This window comes from Bradyrhizobium sp. ISRA436 (assembly GCF_029910015.1).
Classification (GTDB): Bacteria; Pseudomonadota; Alphaproteobacteria; order Rhizobiales; family Xanthobacteraceae; genus Bradyrhizobium.
This window is the reverse complement of the sequence record NZ_CP094519.1, coordinates 6,359,782-6,379,273: the sequence shown is the minus strand read 5'-3', so window position 1 is coordinate 6,379,273 and position 19,492 is coordinate 6,359,782. Positions and strand designations below refer to the sequence as shown.

Annotated in this window: 16 protein-coding genes and 2 pseudogenes; 8 read left to right on the top strand and 10 right to left on the bottom strand. The window is 64.2% G+C overall.

Annotation, left to right across the window (positions count from 1 at the left end):
- Window positions 1-8 precede the first annotated feature (8 nt).
- The 6 genes from MTX23_RS29700 (at window position 9) to MTX23_RS29675 (ending at window position 6,254) form a co-directional block, all read left to right on the top strand.
- Entirely contained in the window at window positions 9-1,094 is a 1,086-nt protein-coding gene (locus MTX23_RS29700) for an ABC transporter ATP-binding protein (protein WP_280973674.1), read from the top strand.
- On the top strand, window positions 1,094-1,996 hold the full coding sequence (locus MTX23_RS29695) for a sugar ABC transporter permease (RefSeq protein ID WP_280973673.1): 903 nt from the start codon (window positions 1,094-1,096) through the stop codon (window positions 1,994-1,996). Before MTX23_RS29700 ends, MTX23_RS29695 begins: the two co-directional genes overlap by 1 nt.
- Complete coding sequence (locus tag MTX23_RS29690; protein WP_280973672.1) at window positions 1,996-2,802, top strand: carbohydrate ABC transporter permease; 807 nt, start codon at window positions 1,996-1,998, stop codon at window positions 2,800-2,802. The genes MTX23_RS29695 and MTX23_RS29690 overlap by 1 nt, the downstream gene beginning before the upstream one ends.
- A gap of 191 nt (window positions 2,803-2,993) precedes the next feature.
- Window positions 2,994-3,320 carry a DUF2160 domain-containing protein gene (locus MTX23_RS29685; RefSeq protein ID WP_280973671.1) on the top strand — a complete coding sequence of 109 codons (327 nt, stop codon included), beginning with the start codon at window positions 2,994-2,996 and terminating at the stop codon, window positions 3,318-3,320.
- Between the two features lie 117 nt (window positions 3,321-3,437).
- Window positions 3,438-5,180 (top strand): ABC transporter substrate-binding protein, encoded by a 1,743-nt coding sequence (locus tag MTX23_RS29680; RefSeq protein WP_280978251.1) that lies wholly within the window; start codon window positions 3,438-3,440, stop codon window positions 5,178-5,180.
- 363 nt (window positions 5,181-5,543) lie between these two features.
- Entirely contained in the window at window positions 5,544-6,254 is a 711-nt protein-coding gene (locus tag MTX23_RS29675) for a hypothetical protein (protein WP_280973670.1), read from the top strand.
- 201 nt (window positions 6,255-6,455) lie between these two features.
- Here the strand turns inward: MTX23_RS29675 and MTX23_RS29670 are convergent, their stop codons facing one another.
- The 5 genes and pseudogenes from MTX23_RS29670 to MTX23_RS29650 form a co-directional block, all read right to left on the bottom strand.
- Window positions 6,456-7,286 carry a tetratricopeptide repeat protein gene (locus MTX23_RS29670; protein ID WP_280973669.1) on the bottom strand — a complete coding sequence of 277 codons (831 nt, stop codon included), beginning with the start codon at window positions 7,284-7,286 and terminating at the stop codon, window positions 6,456-6,458.
- A 181-nt stretch (window positions 7,287-7,467) separates the two neighbouring features.
- A complete protein-coding gene (locus MTX23_RS29665) occupies window positions 7,468-8,571 on the bottom strand; it encodes an alkene reductase (RefSeq protein WP_280973668.1) in 1,104 nt (367 codons plus the stop codon).
- 87 nt (window positions 8,572-8,658) lie between these two features.
- Window positions 8,659-9,344 (bottom strand): annotated as a pseudogene (locus MTX23_RS29660) (SDR family oxidoreductase).
- A gap of 386 nt (window positions 9,345-9,730) precedes the next feature.
- Window positions 9,731-10,234 (bottom strand): DUF1993 domain-containing protein, encoded by a 504-nt coding sequence (locus tag MTX23_RS29655; protein WP_280973667.1) that lies wholly within the window; start codon window positions 10,232-10,234, stop codon window positions 9,731-9,733.
- 203 nt (window positions 10,235-10,437) lie between these two features.
- The gene (locus tag MTX23_RS29650) at window positions 10,438-11,787 is read right to left on the bottom strand and encodes a lytic murein transglycosylase (protein ID WP_280973666.1); all 1,350 of its coding nucleotides are present in this window, start codon (window positions 11,785-11,787) and stop codon (window positions 10,438-10,440) included.
- 172 nt (window positions 11,788-11,959) lie between these two features.
- On the opposite strand from MTX23_RS29650, the gene MTX23_RS29645 reads away from it, so the two are divergent.
- Together MTX23_RS29645 and htpX are read left to right on the top strand one after the other, a co-directional pair.
- Window positions 11,960-13,627, top strand: coding sequence for an ATP-binding protein (locus tag MTX23_RS29645; RefSeq protein ID WP_280973665.1), 1,668 nt, complete (start codon window positions 11,960-11,962; stop codon window positions 13,625-13,627).
- A gap of 153 nt (window positions 13,628-13,780) precedes the next feature.
- The gene (htpX, locus tag MTX23_RS29640) at window positions 13,781-14,713 is read left to right on the top strand and encodes a zinc metalloprotease HtpX (protein ID WP_280973664.1); all 933 of its coding nucleotides are present in this window, start codon (window positions 13,781-13,783) and stop codon (window positions 14,711-14,713) included.
- A gap of 218 nt (window positions 14,714-14,931) precedes the next feature.
- On the opposite strand, the gene MTX23_RS29635 is transcribed toward htpX, so the two are convergent.
- From MTX23_RS29635 to MTX23_RS29615, 5 genes and pseudogenes are all read right to left on the bottom strand, one after another.
- Entirely contained in the window at window positions 14,932-15,882 is a 951-nt protein-coding gene (locus MTX23_RS29635) for an aldo/keto reductase (protein ID WP_280973663.1), read from the bottom strand.
- Between the two features lie 122 nt (window positions 15,883-16,004).
- Window positions 16,005-16,759 (bottom strand): annotated as a pseudogene (locus MTX23_RS29630) (IS5 family transposase).
- A 569-nt stretch (window positions 16,760-17,328) separates the two neighbouring features.
- Window positions 17,329-17,715 (bottom strand): EF-hand domain-containing protein, encoded by a 387-nt coding sequence (locus MTX23_RS29625; RefSeq protein ID WP_280973661.1) that lies wholly within the window; start codon window positions 17,713-17,715, stop codon window positions 17,329-17,331.
- Between the two features lie 274 nt (window positions 17,716-17,989).
- Window positions 17,990-18,211: a hypothetical protein gene (locus MTX23_RS29620; RefSeq protein WP_280973660.1), complete on the bottom strand. Its 222-nt coding sequence runs from the start codon at window positions 18,209-18,211 to the stop codon at window positions 17,990-17,992.
- A 623-nt stretch (window positions 18,212-18,834) separates the two neighbouring features.
- Window positions 18,835-19,143: a hypothetical protein gene (locus tag MTX23_RS29615; protein WP_348637532.1), complete on the bottom strand. Its 309-nt coding sequence runs from the start codon at window positions 19,141-19,143 to the stop codon at window positions 18,835-18,837.
- Window positions 19,144-19,492 lie beyond the last annotated feature (349 nt).

The following is a 19,492-nucleotide window of genomic DNA, read 5'->3' as shown; positions in this document are numbered from 1 at the left end:
GATGCCCGATGGCCCGCATTGACCTCGTCGACCTCGCGCACTCCTACGGCGGCAACGACGCGCCGCAGGAATCCTTTGCGCTGAAGCCGGTGACCATGACCTGGCGGCAGGGCGGCGCCTATGCGCTGCTCGGGCCCTCCGGCTGCGGCAAGACCACGCTGCTCAACCTGATCTCCGGCATCGTGACCCCGTCGCGCGGACAGATCCTGTTCGACGGCAAGGACATCACGCCGCTGTCGACGCAGAAGCGCAACATCGCACAGGTGTTCCAGTTCCCGGTGATCTACGACACCATGACGGTCGGCCAGAACCTGGCCTTCCCGCTGAAGAACCGCGGAGTGGCGAAGGCCGACGTCAATGCGCGCGTCAAGCAGATCGCCGACCTGCTCGACCTCAGCCCTTACCTCAAGCGCAAGGCGACGCGGCTGACCGCCGACGCCAAGCAGAAGATCTCGCTCGGCCGCGGCCTGGTGCGCTCCGACGTCGCCGCCGTGCTGTTCGACGAGCCGCTGACGGTGATCGATCCCGAGCTGAAATGGCAGCTCCGCTCCAAGCTGAAGGCGCTGCATCGCGAGCTCGATCTCACGATGATCTACGTCACCCACGACCAGACCGAGGCGCTGACCTTCGCCGACACCGTCGTCGTGATGCATGACGGCCGCGTGGTGCAGAGCGGCACGCCGGCCGAGCTGTTCGACAAGCCGGCGCACACCTTCGTCGGTTACTTCATCGGTTCGCCCGGCATGAACATCGTGCCGGCGGAGGTGAGCGGGCACGAGGCGCGGATCGACGGCCACATCATTGGCCTGCACCGCAATTACGGCGTCCTGCCGGCCGGCAAGAAGATCGAGGTCGGCGTGCGGCCCGAATTCGTCGATATCGGCGCACCAGCGTCGGGCCTGCTGTCGGCGACGATCGAGCGGATCGACGACCTCGGCCGTATCCGGTTCGCGCGCGTCCGCGTCGGCGACACCAAGTTCGCCGCGCGCGTGCCGCCGGGGTTCTCGGTTTCCGGCAGCACTGCCGGTTTGATCTTCGATCCGGCGCATATCCACGTCTATGCCGACAGCCATTTGGTCGAGGGGGTCGCCTGATGGACAAGACCGTCAACCAGAAAGCCTGGTTCCTGGTGCTGCCAGTGTTCCTGGTGGTCGCGTTCTCCGCGATCATCCCGCTGATGACCGTCGTGAACTATTCGATGCAGGACACGTTCGGCAACAACCAGTTCTTCTGGAACGGCGTCGGCTGGTTCAAGGAGCTGCTCGATCCGTCGACCGACCTCGGCGGCCGCTTCCTGGCCTCGCTCGGGCGCAATCTGTTCTTCTCGGCCGTTATTCTTGCGATCGAGGTGCCGCTCGGCATCTTGGTCGCGCTGTCGATGCCGCGCGAGGGCTGGAGCGTCGCCGCCTGCCTCGTCATCCTGGCGCTGCCGCTTCTGATTCCGTGGAACGTGGTCGGCACGATCTGGCAGATCTTCGGCCGCCCCGATATCGGCCTGCTCGGCTATGTGCTGAACACCCTGGGGCTCAACTACAACTACGTCTCCAATGAGGTCGACGCCTGGGTCACGGTGATCGTGATGGATGTCTGGCACTGGACCAGCCTCGTTGCGCTCTTGTGCTATGCCGGCCTGAAGTCGATCCCCGACGCCTATTACCAGGCGGCGCAGATCGACGGCGCCTCGCGCTGGGCGGTGTTCAAGGCGATCCAGCTGCCGAAGATGCACCGCGTGCTTCTGATCGCCGTGCTGCTGCGCTTCATGGACAGCTTCATGATCTACACCGAGCCGTTCGTCGTCACCGGCGGCGGTCCGGGCAACTCCACGACCTTCATCTCGATCGAGCTCGTCAAGATCGCGCTCGGCCAGTTCGACCTCGGCAAGGCCGCGGCGCTGTCGCTGGTCTACAACCTGATCATCCTGATCGTGTGCTGGGTGTTTTACACCGTGATGACCAATGCCGGCGCCGAGCGCCCGGCCAAGGAAGGAGTGGCGTGATGCACTCGATCCCCGGCCGTCGCCTCATCATGGCGCTGTTCCTGGTCTTCCTGCTGTTGCCGATCTACTGGCTCGTCAACATGAGCTTCAAGACCAACAGCGAGATCGTCTCGACTATGACGCTGTGGCCGCATGCGCCGACCTTGCAGCACTACAGGCGCATCTTCACCGACGAAAGCTGGTATTCCGGCTACATCAACTCGCTGAAATACGTCATCATCAATACGATCATCTCGATCGCAGTGGCTCTGCCGGCGGCGTATGCGTTCTCGCGCTACCGCTTCCTCGGCGACAAGCATCTGTTCTTCTGGCTGCTGTCCAACCGCATGGCGCCGGCCGCGGTCTACGCGCTGCCGTTCTTCAACCTCTATTCGGCGATCGGCCTGTTCGATACGCCGTGGGCGGTGGCGCTCGCGCACTGCATCTTCAACGTTCCGCTGGCGGTGTGGATCCTCGAGGGCTTCGTCTCCGGCGTGCCGCGCGAGATCGACGAGACCGCGTTCCTCGACGGCTATTCGTTCCCGCGCTTCTTCATCAAGATCCTGGTGCCGCTGATCGCGAGCGGCATCGGCGTCGCTGCCTTCTTCTGCTTCATGTTCTCCTGGGTCGAACTGCTGCTCGCGCGCACGCTGACCTCGGTCGATGCAAAGCCGATTTCTGCCGTGATGACGCGCACGGTGTCGGCCGCCGGCATGGACTGGGGCCTGCTCGCGGCGGCCGGCGTGCTCACCATCATCCCGGGCGCGCTCGTGATCTGGTTCGTCCGCAACTACATCGCGCGCGGCTTCGCGCTCGGCCGGGTATGAGGATCATCGTGAGAACATTGGGATGCAGCATCGATGTCGGTCTTACCTCTCCCAAGGGGAGAGGTCGGATTTGGCGCGGAGCGGCAAATCCGGGTGAGGGGTCTTGTTCGTCCGGGACACCGTACTCCCTCACCCCAGCCCTCTCCCCATGGGAGAGCGAGCGCAACGCGTCGTGTGGAGGGAGGTGAGGCATGGACAGCATCGCATGGATGGCCTGGACCTGGCCCACCGCGATCTTCTTCGTGCTGCTTGCCTGCACGCTGGGGGTGATGACCTGGCTCGCTATTGCCTATCCCGAAGCCGAGCGCGTCGGGGTGCTGCGCATTCCAACGACGCGCGGCGATCGTTTGTTCATTTCATTGGTGCTCGCCGCGGTGATCCACCTGGTGTGGATCGGCTTCGTCGGCACCGACCCGATCACGACACTCCCGATCGGGGAGGGCGTGGATATTACGAGCCTGTGGCTCGCTACACTGATTTCGCTCATTTCAGCCGTGGTGATCTTTCGCACCGTCTGAAGAAGGCGAAAAAGAGCAGATCCGGGGTCTACCCGGGCCTGGGGTACTTAGTTTGTCGCTGCAACCGGAGGAATCAACATGCGACACGTGAGAAGGACCAAGGATAGTCTTCTGGCCATGACGAGCGCGCTCGCGCTGGTCGCGGCATCGGTGGCTATCGCCGCGCCGGCGCGCGCGGACGAGGCCGCCGCGAAGAAGTGGATCGACAGCGAATTCCAGCCGTCGACCCTCTCGAAGGAAGACCAGATGAAGGAGATGAAGTGGTTCATCAAGGCCGCTGAACCCTTCAAGGGGATGGAGATCCACGTCGTCTCTGAAACCCTGACCGTGCATCAATATGAATCCGAGAAGCTTGCAAAGGCTTTCGAGGAGATCACCGGCATCAAGGTCAAGCACGACATCATCCAGGAAGGTGACGTCGTCGAGAAGATCCAGACCCAGATGCAGTCCGGCAAGAACGTCTATGACGGCTGGATCAACGACTCCGACTTCATCGGCACCCACTTCCGCTACGGCCAGGCGGTCGACCTGACGGACTGGATGGCGAAGGACGGCAAGGACGTCACCGACCCGATGCTCGACGTTGACGACTTCATCGGCAAGTCGTTCACGACGGCGCCGAACGGTCATCTCTACCAGCTGCCGGACCAGCAGTTCGCGAACCTGTACTGGTTCCGCTACGACTGGTTCACCAACCCGGAATACAAGGCCAAGTTCAAGGCCAAGTATGGCTACGAGCTTGGCGTGCCCGTGAACTGGTCAGCCTATGAGGATATCGCCGACTTCTTCACCAACGACGTCAAGGAGATCAACGGCGTCAAGGTCTACGGCCATATGGACTATGGCAAGAAGGACCCGTCGCTCGGCTGGCGCTTCACCGACGCCTGGCTGTCGATGGCCGGCAACGGCGACAAGGGTCTCCCGAACGGCCTGCCGGTCGACGAATGGGGCATCCGCATGGAAGGCTGCCGTCCGGTCGGCTCGTCGGTCGAGCGCGGCGGTGACGTCAACGGCCCGGCGGCGGTCTATTCGATCGTCAAGTATCTCGACTGGATGAAGAAGTATGCTCCGCCGCAGGCGCAGGGCATGACCTTCTCCGAGTCGGGCCCGGTGCCCTCGCAGGGCAACATCGCGCAGCAGATCTTCTGGTACACCGCCTTCACCGCCGACATGGTGAAGCCGGGCCTGGCGGTGATGAACGCGGACGGTACGCCGAAGTGGCGTATGGCCCCGTCGCCGCACGGCGCGTACTGGAAGGACGGCATGAAGCTTGGCTACCAGGACGTCGGTTCGGCCACGCTTCTGAAGTCGACCCCGGTCGATCGCCGCAAGGCGGCCTGGCTCTATCTGCAGTTCATCGTCTCCAAGACGGTCAGCTTGAAGAAGAGCCATGTGGGTCTCACCTTCATTCGTGAATCCGACATCTGGGACAAGTCGTTCACCGAGCGTGCGCCGAAGCTCGGCGGCCTGATCGAGTTCTACCGCTCGCCCGCGCGCGTGCAGTGGACCCCGACCGGCAACAACGTGCCTGACTATCCGAAGCTCGCACAGCTCTGGTGGCAGAACATCGGCGATGCGTCGTCCGGTGCGAAGACGCCGCAGCAGGCGATGGACGCGCTCGCAGCCGCTCAGGACTCGGTGATGGAGCGTCTGGAGAAGTCGGGCGTGCAGGGCGCCTGCGGTCCGAAGCTCAACAAGAAGGAGTCCAGGGAGTACTGGTTCGCCAAGTCGGAGAAGGATGGCAACATCGCGCCGCAGCGCAAGCTCGCCAACGAGAAGCCGAAGGGCGAGACCGTCGACTACGACACGCTGATCAAGTCGTGGCCGGCTTCGCCGCCGAAGCGCGCCTCGGCGAACTAAGCCGCAACACCGGGGCCGGGCGCGTCCCGGCCACCACGCGACAACGAGGCCGGGAGCGATCCCGGCCTTTTGCTTTGCGCGCGAGATTGCCGTATCCGACGATGGTGAGGAATTTGCATTCGCGGGTCGTGCGCCGGCCCACAGCGGGATGAAGTTGGGTTGATCGACCTGTCGACACACACTCGTTCCACCTCTCCCGCTTGCGGGGGAGGTCGGATCGCATCGATAGATGCGATTCGGGTGGGGGTTCTCTCCCAACAAAGAACGTCGATTGCGGAGATACCCCCACCCCAGCCCTCCCGGAGCCGCAGTTCCTTCGCGGCCACTGTCCGGTCCAATGTCATCAGGCTCTAGGAGTTCGCCATGCGCATGACGTTCCGTTGCGATCCGAGGCTCGCCGATCATTTGGTGCGGCCGTTTCCGGCGCGCAGCGCGTTGCCCCACTGGCTGCGTGCGATGCCGGCGAAGGCACATTCCGAGATCCACGGCCGCGAGATCCGCACGGTCAAGCAATGCCCGCCCTTCGTCGATGCAATGGCCTATGGGATGATGATTCCGCTGCCCTGCGACGTCAGGGTCGAGCGCGGGGCATTCGCCTGGGACTGGGACATTCCGGAGCCCGCGACCGAGGGCCATCCGCGCGCGCCGCTCAGCTTCCATCCTGTGGCGCAGTTCGCCGGTGCGCCGTTCGCCAAAGGCCAGGCCGCGCTCAAGTTCAACAGCTTCTGGACCATCGAGGTCCAGCCGGGCTGGTCGCTGTTTGCGACCCATCCGGTCAATCGCGACGATTTGCCGTTCCGCCTGATCTCAGGGCTGGTCGATGCCGACCGGTTTCACGATGGCGGTATCAATTTCCCGGCGGTCTGGACGCAGCCGGATTTTGCCGGCGTGCTGCCGAAGGGCACGCCGGTCGCGCAATGCTTTGCGGTGCCGCGCGAGGCGCCGGAGCTGGTGTTCGAGCCGTTCGACGAGGCGCACCAGCAGGCCTACTCCAAGGTCGTCTCCGACGTGCTGGCCGCGCCCAATGTCTATCGCAAGCATTTCCGCGCCAGGCGCGGGCGCCTAACCACCTAACGCGCGATCAGTTTTGGTTGAATCGACACGCCGCGGTTCACCTCTCCCCGTCGGGGAGAGGTCGGATTGCGCTCGGCGATGCGGAGCATCGTCCGGTGCAATCCGGGTGAGGGCTTTGCGCTCTCGATACACCGTAACCCCTCACCCGATTTGCTGCGCAAATCACCTCTCCCAAAGGGAGAGGTGACTCCTGACACCGTTTCAGCTTAATCCACTTTCATCATGCTCCAGCGCCTCGCGCAGCGCGTCCTCGTCGAGCCACAGGCGGCCATGCGAGGCCGAGGTCAGCGCCATCGCGATCGATCCGAACAATTGCGGACGCAGGCCGTAGGCGCGCGCGAACGCGCCGATCGCTGCATCGGGGGCGCCGCCGTCCTGCAGCGCGATTCCCAGATTGAGCGCAGCCTCGGCGTAATCGGGCTTGAGCTCGAGCGCCTTGCTGTAGGCGCGCGCGGCTCCATCATGATCGCGCAGGTCCTGCCGCGCCACGCCGAGATCGAACCAGACCGAGGCCGGCGCGTCGTTCGCGGTGGCGCGCTCCAGCAGGTTCACGGCGGCGGTGAGGTCGCCATCCTCCCACGCCAACCGGCCGAGCCTTGCGGTTGCTTCCTGATGCTGCGGGATGACCGTGAGGATCGCCTCCCAGGCCTCGCGCGCTTGCGTTTTCCGGCCGGCCAGCTCGAGCGTGCGCGCCTTCTCGACAAAGACATCGCGCTGCGGCTTGAGCGCGATCGCGCGGTCGAGATGCGTCAGCGCCGCATCGAATTCGCCGCCGGCGCGCGCGATGCGGGCGGCGAGCAGCCGGGCCGCGACGTTGTCGGGGCGCCGCGCCAGGCTCGTCTCGATGTGCGTGCATGCCGGCGCGATCTCGCCTTTGGCGAACCGCACCGCGGCCAGCAGATGGTTCAACATGGGCTCGCCGGGGTCGCGCACGAGGCCGCGTTCGCAGAGCCCGATCGCTTCGTCATGCCGGCCGGCGTTGAAGGCAGCGGTCGCGCGGCGAACGATATCCTCGGCGTTATCCCTGCTCATCCCTTGCGCGATCGTGTCTAGGCTTGCTCGATACGGTCCATGCTACGCGGCATCGGGCATTGTGGCCAGCTCTCACCGCGCGGCGGCGTGGCTGGCTAAGGCTCTCCACCGGCCATCGACGCATAAAAAAATCCAGGACGCGGGTGCGCCCCGGATCGCATGATGTTTCGGACGCCCGGGATTATTCCGCGGCTTCGGTCGCTTTCAGCGTCGGATAGTCCGTGTAGCCCTTGGCGCCGCCGCCGTAGAAGGTGGCCTTGTCCCAATCGTTGAGGGGCGCGCCCTTCTTCAATCGCTCGACCAAATCGGGGTTGGAGATGAACGGCTTGCCGAAGGCGATCAGGTCGGCGGCGCCGGCATCGAGCCCCTTGTTCGCGAGCGCGAAGTCGTAGCCATTGTTGGCGATGTAGGCCTGCTTGAAGCGCGTGCGCAAGGACGCGTAGTCGAACGGCGCGATGTCGCGCGGGCCGCCGGTCGCGCCCTCGATGACGTGGATGTAGGCCAGCTTCAGCGCATTGAGGTGGTCGACGATGTAGTCGAACAGCGGCTGCGGGTTGGAGTCGGAGGCGTCGTTGGCCGGCGTCACCGGCGAGATGCGGATGCCGGTGCGGTCGGCGCCGGCTTCCGCCGCGACCGCCTTCGAGACCTCAAGCATCAGCTTCGCGCGGTTCTCGATCGATCCGCCGTAAGCATCGGTGCGCTTGTTGGTGCCGTTCCTGGCGAACTGGTCGAGCAGATAGCCGTTGGCGCCGTGGATCTCGACGCCGTCGAAGCCGGCGGCCAGCGCGTTTGCCGTGCCGCGCTTGAAGTCGTCGATGATCCCGGGAATTTCGGAGAGCTCCAGCGCGCGCGGCTCGGAGATGTCGGTGAAGGTGCCGTTCACAAAGGTCTTGCCCTTGGCGCGGATCGCCGACGGCGCAACAGGCTTGCCACCGCCGGGCTGTAGTGAGGTGTGCGAGATACGGCCGACATGCCAGAGCTGGATGAAGATGCGGCCGCCGCGCTCGTGCACGCGATCGGTGACCTTCTTCCAGCCTTCGACCTGCTCCTTCGAATAGATGCCGGGCGTGTCCTGGTAGCCCTGGCCCTGCTGCGAGACCTGGCTCGCCTCTGATATCAGGAGGCCGGCGGAGGCGCGCTGGGCGTAGTAGTCCACCGCGAGCGGGCTCGGCACCATGCCGGGCGGCACCGCGCGGTTGCGCGTCAGCGGCGCCATCACCAGGCGGTTCGGCAGCGTCAGCGGGCCAAGCTTGAAGGGCTCGAAGAGTTTGGTCGATTGGCTCATCGGGAAGTGTTCCAGGAAATGACGGATAGCGGACAGTTGTGCATTGCGGCGACAAGCGCAATGGGCGCGCCATTCGTATGCTGCAGGTTAGCCACGCACGATCCCGCCCATATGACCTGCGTCAAGGAACAGCGTGTGCGCGTTCACGTAGGAAGATTCGTTTGAAATCAGGAACAACGCGGTATAGGCGACCTCCCATCCGGTGCCCTGGCGGCCGAAAGGCACTGTCAATGCCCGGTCCGCCCGCCTTCGGCTGGCGTCGCGGCCCATCGGCGTGTCCATGAAGCCGGGCGCGATCACATTGCAGCGAATGCCCTTGTCCTCGCCCGCGCGCGCGATCGCCCGGCCCAGCGCGATCTGCGCGGCCTTGGAGGATTCATAGGCCGGGTTGCGGCCGCCGGCGCGCTGGCTCGCCATCGAGGAGATCAGGATGATCGCGCCGCCGGGCGCCATCACCTCCAGCGCCTTCTGCGCGAACAGCATGTGGCTGCGAACGTTGAGGCATAGTCGCGGTCCCACGCCTCTGCCGTCATGTTGGGCAGCGACAGGCCGCAGGAGATGCCGACATTCAGCGCCAGCCCGTCGAGCCCGCCGAGCCTCTCGGTGCAGCGCTCGACCGCAGGGGCGATCTGCGCAACGTCGGAGACGTCGACCACGTCGGTGAAGGCCTTGCCGCCTTCGCGTGTGATCTGCGCGACGGTGTCGTCGGCGGCTTCCTTGTTGATGTCGAGGCACGCGACAGACGCGCCCTCGCGCGCGAACAGCACGCTCATCGCGCGGCCGTTGCCAACAGGCGGTTCCTCATCGACGGTGTTGCGCTGTCCCGCGCCGACCACGATGATGCGGCGGCCGGCGAGGCGGCCGTGGTGCTTCGCCTGCCCGAGCGACTCTGCATGCAGCGAAGCGGAGGGATCGATGGATTTCGGCGCGTGGGTGGTGGTGGACATGGCGTGCTCCCTGACGTCTTGTTGTTGTAGGGAGCACTAGCACGGCGGCGCGCGCGAGGCGACGTGTCCGCCAAAGCCTTGACGAAGGCGGAAAATCCCGTGACGGGGAATTTAACTCTGCCGTCATTCCGGGGCGTCCGAAGGACGAACCCGGAATCTCGAGATTCCGGATTCGATGCTGCGCATCGCTCCGGAATGACGCAGAGGTCGCGTCAGCTCACGCCGAGGAAATCGCGCTTGCCGATCTCGACGCCGTTGTGGCGCAGGATCCCGTGCGCGGTCACGGCGTGGAAATAGAAGTTCGGGAACGAAAACGCGCTGAGGAATTGCTGGCCCTTCAGGGTCATGGTGCGGCCGGCGCCGACCGGGAAAGTGACATCCTTGGCGTCGGCACCCTCGAACTGCGCGGGGGTGAACGACTTCACGTAATCGATCGTCTTGGCCAGCCGCTGCTTCAATTCGGTAAACGTCGTCTCGGTGTCGGGCGTCGACGGCACCTCGCTATGCGTCAGCCGCGCGCAGCCTCTTGAGGCATGATCGCAGACGAGCTGCACCTGCTTGGCCAGCGGCAGCATGTCCGGATAGAGCCGCGATCCCAGCAGCACCTCGGGCTGGATCTTCCTGGCCTCGCAATGCGCCTCGGCCTTGGTGAGGAGGCCGGTGAGGCTGTTGAGGATTTGCAGGTAGGCGGGGACCACAGCGTCATAAAAGGACATAGGATGCTCTCTCGATGCGGAAATCGGATGTGCCGAACGGCGATGCTGCAAATGGGGCGGCAGGGGGAGGAATACAACTGCGGGAAGCTGTAACACTTGGTCAAATATTCTTCGCGAGGCTCCCCGTCATCCCAGCGACAATGGCGAAGCCATTGCGCGGGGTAGGTGCAGCGTACGTTACCCCGTGAGCGCCCGACGAGGTCTTACCGTATCCCCGGCAACGCGGCTTCCGTGGGCGGCGGCGTGCGCGTCCCGCGCATCCGCGCCAAGAGCTCGGCGGTCGGCCAGGAATCCGCCGGCAGGCCGTATTTGAGCTGCATCGCCTTCACCGCGCTGCGGCTCGCCTGTCCCAGCACGCCGTCGACCTTGCCGACATCGAAGCCGGCGCGCACCAGAAGCCCTTGCAGCTCCTTGATCTCGTGGAACGGCAGTTGCGCGACCGGCCCGTGGGGGCGCTGCATCGGCGGGCTGCCTGCGATGCGGCTGGCGAGATAGCCGGCGGTGGTCGAATAGATCAGCGAGTTATTCCACTCGGTGTAGGCGGCGAAATTCGCGTAGGCGAGAAACGCCGGCCCCATCCGGCCCATCGGCAGCAGCAGCGACGCCGGCATGTCGTCGTTCGGCAGCGGCTTGCCATCGCTCATGGTGACGCCGAGCGAAGCCCATTTCGCGCGCGGCAGCTTGATGGTCAGGTCGGCCTGGTCCCAAGGGAAACTTGCGAAGTTCGCCGCCTGCGGCACGCGCACCTCCTGCAGCCACGGCTCGCCGCGCCGCCACTTCAATCCGTTGGCGATGTAGTTCGCAGTCGAGCCGATCACGTCGGGCCCGCTGCTCAACAAGTTGCGACGGCCGTCACCGTCATAGTCGACCGCGTAGTTGAAGTAATGCGTCGGCAGGAATTGCGTCTGCCCGAGCTCGCCGGCCCAGGAGCCGATCATCTCGTCGGGCGTCAGATCGCCGCGATCGATGACCTTCAGCGCCGCGATGGTCTCGCCCTGGAACATCTCGGAGCGGCGGCAATCATAGGCGAGCGACACCAGCGATTTCAGCGTCGGCAGATTGCCCATTTGGGCGCCGAAATCGCTCTCCAGTCCCCAGAACGCGGCGATCACCGCGGGTGGCACGCCATACTCCTTCTCGGCGCGGGCGAAGGCTGCGGCATAGGTCCTGATGTACTGCTGGCCCTGCTGCATGCGATAGGTCGCGGCCATGCGGCCGGCGAACTGGGTGAATAGCTGGCCGAACACGCGCTGGCCGCGGTCGCGATTGACGATGCCCTGGTCGTAGACGAGGTAGGGCGAGGCCTCCGCGATGGTCTGCTGCGAAACGCCGGCCGCGACGGCCCTTTGCTTCAGCTCGGCGAGAAAGCGGTCGAAGCTCTGCCCGTTGTGGCATGACGCGGCCCGCGGCGAGGCCACAGCCGGCCGCGGCTTCGCAGGCAGGGGTTTTACGGGCGGCGGAAACGGCTGTTGCGCCGACGCGACGGATGAAAGGGCCAGCGCGGCCGTCATCGCAGCGATCGTCATCGGGACGCGGGGGGAGCATGCTGGCATCGATGTCACCGGGCTGGGGGAAGGCGAAAAGGCTCGTCCTGCATACACCAGCTCGACGCGGCGCAACAACGGGGTAGACTATTTGGGCGTCGGCGCGGCCATCCGCCGCCGCTATGATCGGCCGGTGATTCGCGGGCAGGGGTCGGCGGATCCATCACGCCCGGAGGGACCCATGTGGAGTTTTCTCGAGCGTCTCTTGGACTCGTCGACGCTTTCGCCTCATGGCATCTGCCTGCTGTGGGAGCCGGAGCTGATCTGGCTTCATGTCATTTCCGACGCGATCATTGCGGCGTCGTATTTCTCGATTCCGTTTGCGCTCGCGATCGTCGTTTACAAGCGCCGCGATTTCCAGTTCGGCTGGATGGCCTGGCCGTTCGCCACCTTCATCCTCGCCTGCGGACTGACGCACGTGTTCGCGATCTACACGCTGTGGGTCCCGGTCTACGGTCTCGAGGGCCTGATCAAGGCGCTCACCGCCATCGCCTCGATCTTCACCGCGGTGCTGCTGTGGCCGCTGATCCCGAAGGTGCTGGCGATCCCGACCGCAGCGCAGTTGCGCGAGGCGCATATCGCGCTCGCGGAGGAAGGACGGCAGCGCCAGCGCTCGGAGGTGCTGCTGCAGCGCTTCCGCGAGGCCGAGGCCAACGAGAACAAGATCCGCCAGGCGCAGAAGATGGAGGCGGTCGGCCAGCTCACTGGCGGCATCGCGCACGACTTCAACAACATCCTCACCGTGATCACCGGCACGATCGACATCCTCGCCGAGGCGGTGACGCACAACCGGCAGCTCGCCGAGATCACCGGCCTGATCCGCGACGCCGCCGAGCGCGGTGCGTCGCTGACGCGGCATCTGCTCGCGTTCGCGCGGCGGCAGCCGTTGCAGCCGACCGACGTCGATGTCAACGCGCTGATCGCTGACACGATCGAGCTGCTGCGGCCGACCATCGGCGATCGTGTCGACATCGATCTGCGCGCCGCGCCCGACCTTCCGCGCGCGCTGGTCGATTCCAACCAGCTCGTCACCGCGATCATCAATCTGGCGCTGAACTCACGCGACGCGATGCCCAAGGGCGGCACGCTCCTGATCGAGACCCGCGCCGCCGAGCTCAAGCCGGCCGACGTGCATGGCCATGACGGGCTCGCCGCCGGCGACTATGTCGCGATCGCGCTGACCGACACCGGCCACGGCATCGCGGAAGCCGATCTGCCGAAGGTCTTTGAGCCGTTCTTCACCACCAAGGATGTCGGCAAGGGCACCGGGCTCGGCTTGAGCATGGTCTACGGCTTCGTCAAGCAGTCCAACGGCCACATCAGCCTCGACAGCACGGTCGGCCGCGGCACGCGCGTCGTGCTCTATCTGCCGCGCGCCGCCGCAACGTCGCAGCCGGCCTTGGCCGACAAGCGGCAGCCGGATCTGCGCGGCGCGCAGGAGATCGTGCTCGTCGTCGACGACGACAAGCTGGTGCGCTCCTACGTGCTCACGCAGATCGAAAGCCTCGGTTACACGCCGCTGTCGGCCAACAATTGCCCCGAGGCGCTGGCCGTGCTGGACAGCGGCGCGCCGGTCGATCTGCTGTTCACCGACGTCATCATGCCCGGTGCGATGAACGGGCGCGACCTCGCGACCGAGGCGCAGAAGCGGCGGCCCGGTTTGCGAGTGTTGTTCACGTCGGGTTACACCGAGAATGCCCTCGACCAGGACGGCAGGCTCGACGAGGGCATCCTGTTCCTGGCAAAGCCCTACAGCCGCGCCGAGCTCGCACGGATGCTGCGCGTCGCGTTGCGCGAAACCGAGCCGAAGGCCGTACGTGAGACGGCTGCCGGCGTGGTGGACGGATAGCGGCCCGGCGGTCCCAGGACGGGACGGATGACCGATTGTTAAGCTTGCCCGCGTCGCCGGGACGCAGCGGTTCCCCTTGCGGCGCGAGCCGCCGAATCCCTACCTGAATGGCGTCAGTTGTGGCAGCATTCCCGCTGCCTTCAGGGGACCACGATGAACTATGTCCGCACCGCGCTCCTGCTTGCCGGCCTCACCGCTTTGTTCATGGGCGTCGGCTATCTGATCGGCGGCGGTGTCGGCGCTATCATCGCGCTTCTGGTCGCGGCTGCGACCAATCTGTTCACCTACTGGAATTCCGACCGCATGGTGCTGTCGATGTACGGCGCCCATCAGGTCGACCGGCAGTCCGCGCCGGAGCTCACCGATCTCGTCGCCGAGCTTGCCCGGCGCGCAAGCTTGCCGATGCCGCGCGTGTTCCTGATGGACGAGGCGCAGCCCAACGCGTTCGCGACCGGCCGCAACCCGGAGAACGCCGCGGTCGCGGTTACCACCGGCCTGATCCGCCAGCTCAGCCGCGAGGAGCTCGCCGGCGTGATTGCGCACGAGCTCGCGCATATCAAGCATCACGACACGCTGACGATGACGATCACCGCGACGATCGCCGGCGCGATCTCGATGCTGGCGCAGTTCGGCATGTTCTTCGGCAACCGCAACAGCAACAACGGCCCGGGCATCATCGGCTCGATCGCGATGATGATCCTGGCGCCGCTCGGCGCCATGCTGGTGCAGATGGCGATCAGCCGCACTCGTGAATACGCCGCAGACAATTATGGCGCGCGCATCGTCGGACAGCCGATGTGGCTGGCGTCCGCACTCACCAAGATCGAGAACGCCGCGCATCAGGTGCCGAACATGGAGGCCGAGCGCAATCCCGCGACCGCGCACATGTTCATCATCAACCCGCTGTCGGGCCACGGCGTCGACAATCTGTTTGCCACCCATCCCTCGACCGCGAACCGCATTGCGGCGCTGCAGCAGCTCGCCGCCGAGCTCGGCGCGCAGGTCGCGCCGCGCTCCGCGCCGGCGGGCTATCCGCCGCGCGGTCCGTGGGGCGGCTCGTCCACTCCTCGTGGTCCGTGGGGCTAGGTTCACCTCTCTCTTGGGAGAGGTCGATTTGCGCAGCAAATCGGGTGAGTGGTTACGGTCTATCGAGAGCGCAGGCCCTCAGCCGGATTGCACCGGACGATGCTTCGCATCGCCGAGCGCAATCCGACCTCTCCCCGGCGGGGAGAGGTGAACCGAAACCGCGGCGAGCCGCTTCAATCACAACTCATCCAGCCTTGGCGCGCGAGCGCCGGTTCGTTCTACGTGCTCGCTGCGTCCAGGCGTTCGATCTGATTTTTCGTCAGCTCGAGCCTGGTTGCCGCGACAAGCGTCGCGACGTGCTCGGGCTTGGTCGCACTGGCAATCGGCGCGGTGACGGACGGCTTGGCCATCAGCCAGGCGAGCGCGATCGCGGCAGGCTCGGCGCGGGTTTCAGCTGAGATCTCGTCGAGGCAGGCCAAGATGCGCTTGCCGCCCGGATTCATGTATTTTGGAATGCTGCGCGCACCACGCGGGCTCTTGGCAAAGTCGCTCTCCGAGCGATACTTGCCGGTCAGAAATCCCGCGGCGAGAGAGAAGAACGTGATCACGCCGACCTCGTTGTCCTCGCAGACACGTTGCAGCGCACCTTCGTAGCTCGACCGCTCCACCAGGCTGTATTCGGGCTGCATGGCTTCGTAGCGGGGCAGCCCGTTCGCCCTGGAAATCTCAAGCGCGCTCTTCAGCCGCTCCGCGGAGAAGTTCGATGCTCCGATCGCCCGGATCTTGCCGGCCTTGATCAGCTTGTCGTAGGCCGCGAGCGTCTCTTCCTGCGGGGTCGCCTCATCATCCTTGTGGGATTGGTACAGGTCGATGGTATCGGTCTGCAGCCGTCGCAGCGAGTCCTCGACGGCGCGCGCGATATAGTCCGGCTTCAGCCCGACATTGCCGTTGCCCATGTCCATGCCGACCTTGGTGGCGAGGATGACGCGATCGCGGTTGCCGCGCGCCTTCATCCATTTGCCGATGATCGTCTCGGACTCGCCGCCGCTATGGCCCGGCACCCAGCGCGAATAGACGTCTGCCGTATCCAGAAACGTCAGCCCGTGTTCGAGCACCGTGTCGAGCAATCGAAAGGATGAAGTCTCGTCCACCGTCCAGCCGAAGACATTGCAGCCGAAGCACAGGGGAGGAACGGTGAGGCCGGAGCGGCCGAGCGGGCGATGCTTCATGAGTTTCTTTCGCTTGTTCTTGATCGGAGGCCCAGGACACTGGGGCAGATCAGCCTTGTTGGCAAGGCGCGAAGTTCCGGACATCAGGCCGCTCATCGACCATGACTAAGGTCCGGACTCAATCAGGTCCACCAAATGATAGCGGCAGCAAGATTGACGGCCGAGAGGAAGTTTCTGGCGAGCTTGTCATAGCGGGTTGCAATGCGCCGCCAGTCCTTGAGCCTGCAAAACATGCGCTCGACGAGGTTGCGCCGCTTGTATGCGGCGCGGTCGAACGGATGGAAGCGTTTTCGGGTGGGATTGTTTGGGATGACCGGGGTTGTTCCCCGTTCGATGAGGAATTGCCGCAGTTCGTTCGCGTCATAGGCCGTGTCGGCCGCACAGCAACGCGGTGGTGGCAGAGAGCTGAGCAGGGGCAGCGCCGCGCGGATGTCACCACGCTGACCTGGCGTTACTTCGAGCGCGATGGCGCGTCCGAGACTGTCGCAGACGGCGTGGATCTTGGTGGTCCTGCCACCGCGGGAACGACCGATGGCCTGAGCCTCCGCCCCCCTTTTCCACCGGCCGCCGCACGGTGCGCCTTGGCGGTCGTGGAATCGATGGCCTGGAAGTCGTCATCGGGCGACAGGCCCCGAAGTGCTTCGAACAGATTGCGCCAGACCTCGCGCCGCGACCAGCGGTTCCAGCGATTGTAGACGGTCGTGTAAGGGCCGAACACTGCCGGGCAATCGCGCCAGCGGCAGCCGGACTTCAACACATGGATGATGCCACTGATCACGCGGCGATCATCGACTCGACGAGCGCCGGGCTGATTTTGCGGCAGCAAGGGCTCGATTGCTGCCCACTGCCGATCATTCAACCAAAACTCGCCCGCCATGATCCAAGCCCCGCAAATGCAGAGCTTGAATCATATCTCCACGTAAAATTATACATCTGATTGAGTACAAACCTTAGTCTCCCGATGCCTTGCGGACCTCTCCGGACATCAGGTTCAAGGCGGCCGCGTCTTCGGCGCTAAACTGACGCTCGATCAAACTTGCGGCCCACCCTTCCGGTATGGCGTCGAGCACTCGGTCTACGGCGTCTTCCCGCGACGTTGCCGCAAGCCAAATCTGCCGTTCGCCGTCATCAGTTGTAACGCGAACCAGATGGACCTCATGGGCGCGTTTGCGTTCCATGTCGCGACAAGCGGATCGCACCGAGGTTAGTTCCTAACATATGTTAGTGAGAGGACCGCAAGGCGACACCCGACTACGGTCAAAAGGCGGCCTTAAGCCAAAGGTGACCGTGAGGTCTGCTTTAGGGGTCAATTGCGGACATCCGGGTCGCGGCACGCGGACCGACAGATTGATCTATCTCAAGATTGCATCCGAAACGCGGGACAGTTTGCCTTCGAAAGGCGAGGCAGCTGTTCTGATTGCACCTCAGGCTGCCGCGGGAAGCCGATCACCTCGTCCCGTGGATGAACGCTTGCATCTCCTCCAGCGTAAGCTTGCCGTCTTTATTGGTGTCCATTGCCCTGAATATTCGTTCGTGAGCTGCCTGAAACTCCTGCAGCGAGATGGTCCCGTCGCCGTCGGCGTCCATCAAGGCAAATATCATGCGCATCATGAAGGGCGGCCCCATCATGCCGCGACCCATCATATGTCCCATCATGGCCTCACCCATCATGCCTCCATGCCCCATCATGCCCCCGCCGTCCTGACCCGTGGGATGCGATTGCATTTGTTGGTGATCCGATTGGTGCGGCATCTGATCCTGCGCCGAGACACCGGCAGTGCCGTAGGCCAGTATGAGAGCAGATGTCGTCAATCCCAAGATCTGCCTGTACATGGAAACCTCCTCGGAAGCGTCATCATCGTCCGATCATTCCGCCCCAATCATGTAATTTTATCACTCTCCGCCAACGCAGCAGATCACAATGTTTGCAATGGGTAAAAACGGGCAACATGGGGCGGCGCGCGTCAGAAGAGCAGGCGGTACGATCGCGGACGCACGTTTCACAAGATGCCGCGCGCAACTGCCTTGTCGCTGGGCTGGATCACTTGCAGCGAATGTCCGAGAGCGTCTGATTGCCGCACTGAGATCGAAGTCGAGGAAATGATTGCTATCGCATTTCCAGCTCGCTGATCGCCCGTGCCGAAATCTCTGCGGGGTCTTCGATACCGGTTTCCGCGACCTTGATGATCGTCTTCGCGATCATCTCCGTGAGCGGGTCGTCGCCGTCCCTGACGCAGAGCGTATGCAGCGCGCGCTCGTAAGCCGAGATGATGCGTGTGATTTCCTTCGGCTCCATGTTGCGGGTCTGCAAGTCCAGGTAACTAGACATCTCTTCTCACCCTCCCAACCCATGCAGGTGATCAAGGCATCATACTATATGTTAGGCGAACCTCCACGATAGCAGTAAGTCGCTGTGCGCGCGCCGAGCGCAAATGGCCCCGCAAGACAGCACACCCGTGGTTCGGCGCCGATATCGGCCGGGCGGGTGCCACATGGAATGGCCCCAGCCTTTCAGGTTAACTCCTCAAGGAGGCCCTGAAGCTGGGACCATCGGTCTTGCCCGGATCGAAGGTGGTGCAGACACGGACCCATCGTGCCCAACCCAAACGAGCACGCATTAGCCCATGTGAATCGAGGTGTTCTAATCAGCTTGCACGAGCGTCCTCCTCGGGACGACGCCTGTCGATTTCCGCGGGTTGGTCCATCCACCTGCGCATTCGCGCAGGCATTGGCGATACGTCGCGACGCGGGCAGTAACGAAGCCCATCACCAATTGTTTCCCGGATCGCCCGGCAATGCACGGCGTCCGGACCAGAACGGGGTGGTCGGGTTGGGCCATCCGGTATTTTTCGAGTTCCCGTTACGCGCACCCCTGCGCCGCTGTGCCTGCGCGCAATCCATTTGTTCGATCTGGTGGTGCGGCGCGAATATGCATCTGCGCCGACAACTGCTCTAGCTGCCTGACGTCAGCGCAAGCTCCAGCAATGCAATCCGTTGCAGCGCGTCGACTTCGCGTTCGCCGTCATGCGCGGTGCGCAGGATCGATTCCGCGATCAGGGTGATCTGCGAGGTGCTGACGGGATCGGGTAGCGTCGCGACCGAGGATTCCAGCGCCCGGGACATCAGCTCGATCACTTCAGGAGAAAATGCAGCATCGGGAAAATTCTTCATTGCTGAGGCCGTCGCGTTGACATGCAGCTGCCCCCGCCGCAACCCTAACTCTGAAGGCGACGCGCCGGTTCCGGCGCCGGAGGCGCGCAAAATCGTGTGATTTGCCGGAACTGATTTGCCCGACGAGGCAACTCGGTCAAAGACCTGTCAAGACCTCTCGCGCAAAGTATTTCGGTTTTTCAGAAGTGCAACTCAGTGTATGAATAGCCCGTCTCACCCGCTTGAGGGGCGCTTCGCGATCGTCACGAGTGTTGGGTTGGGATGCGGTGGACGCCTCGCGTGCAACTGACGAGTGCGCATGGGGCGGACGGCGAAATCGTGCAGACCTGACGCCCCAGTGGCAGGTGTCTCGCCGCAAGAGGCTGGCGTCTCTTGCGGACGACGGTGACAACAAAGCCCGGTCTCGCCGGGGAGAGCACGTATAAGCCGTAAAACCATC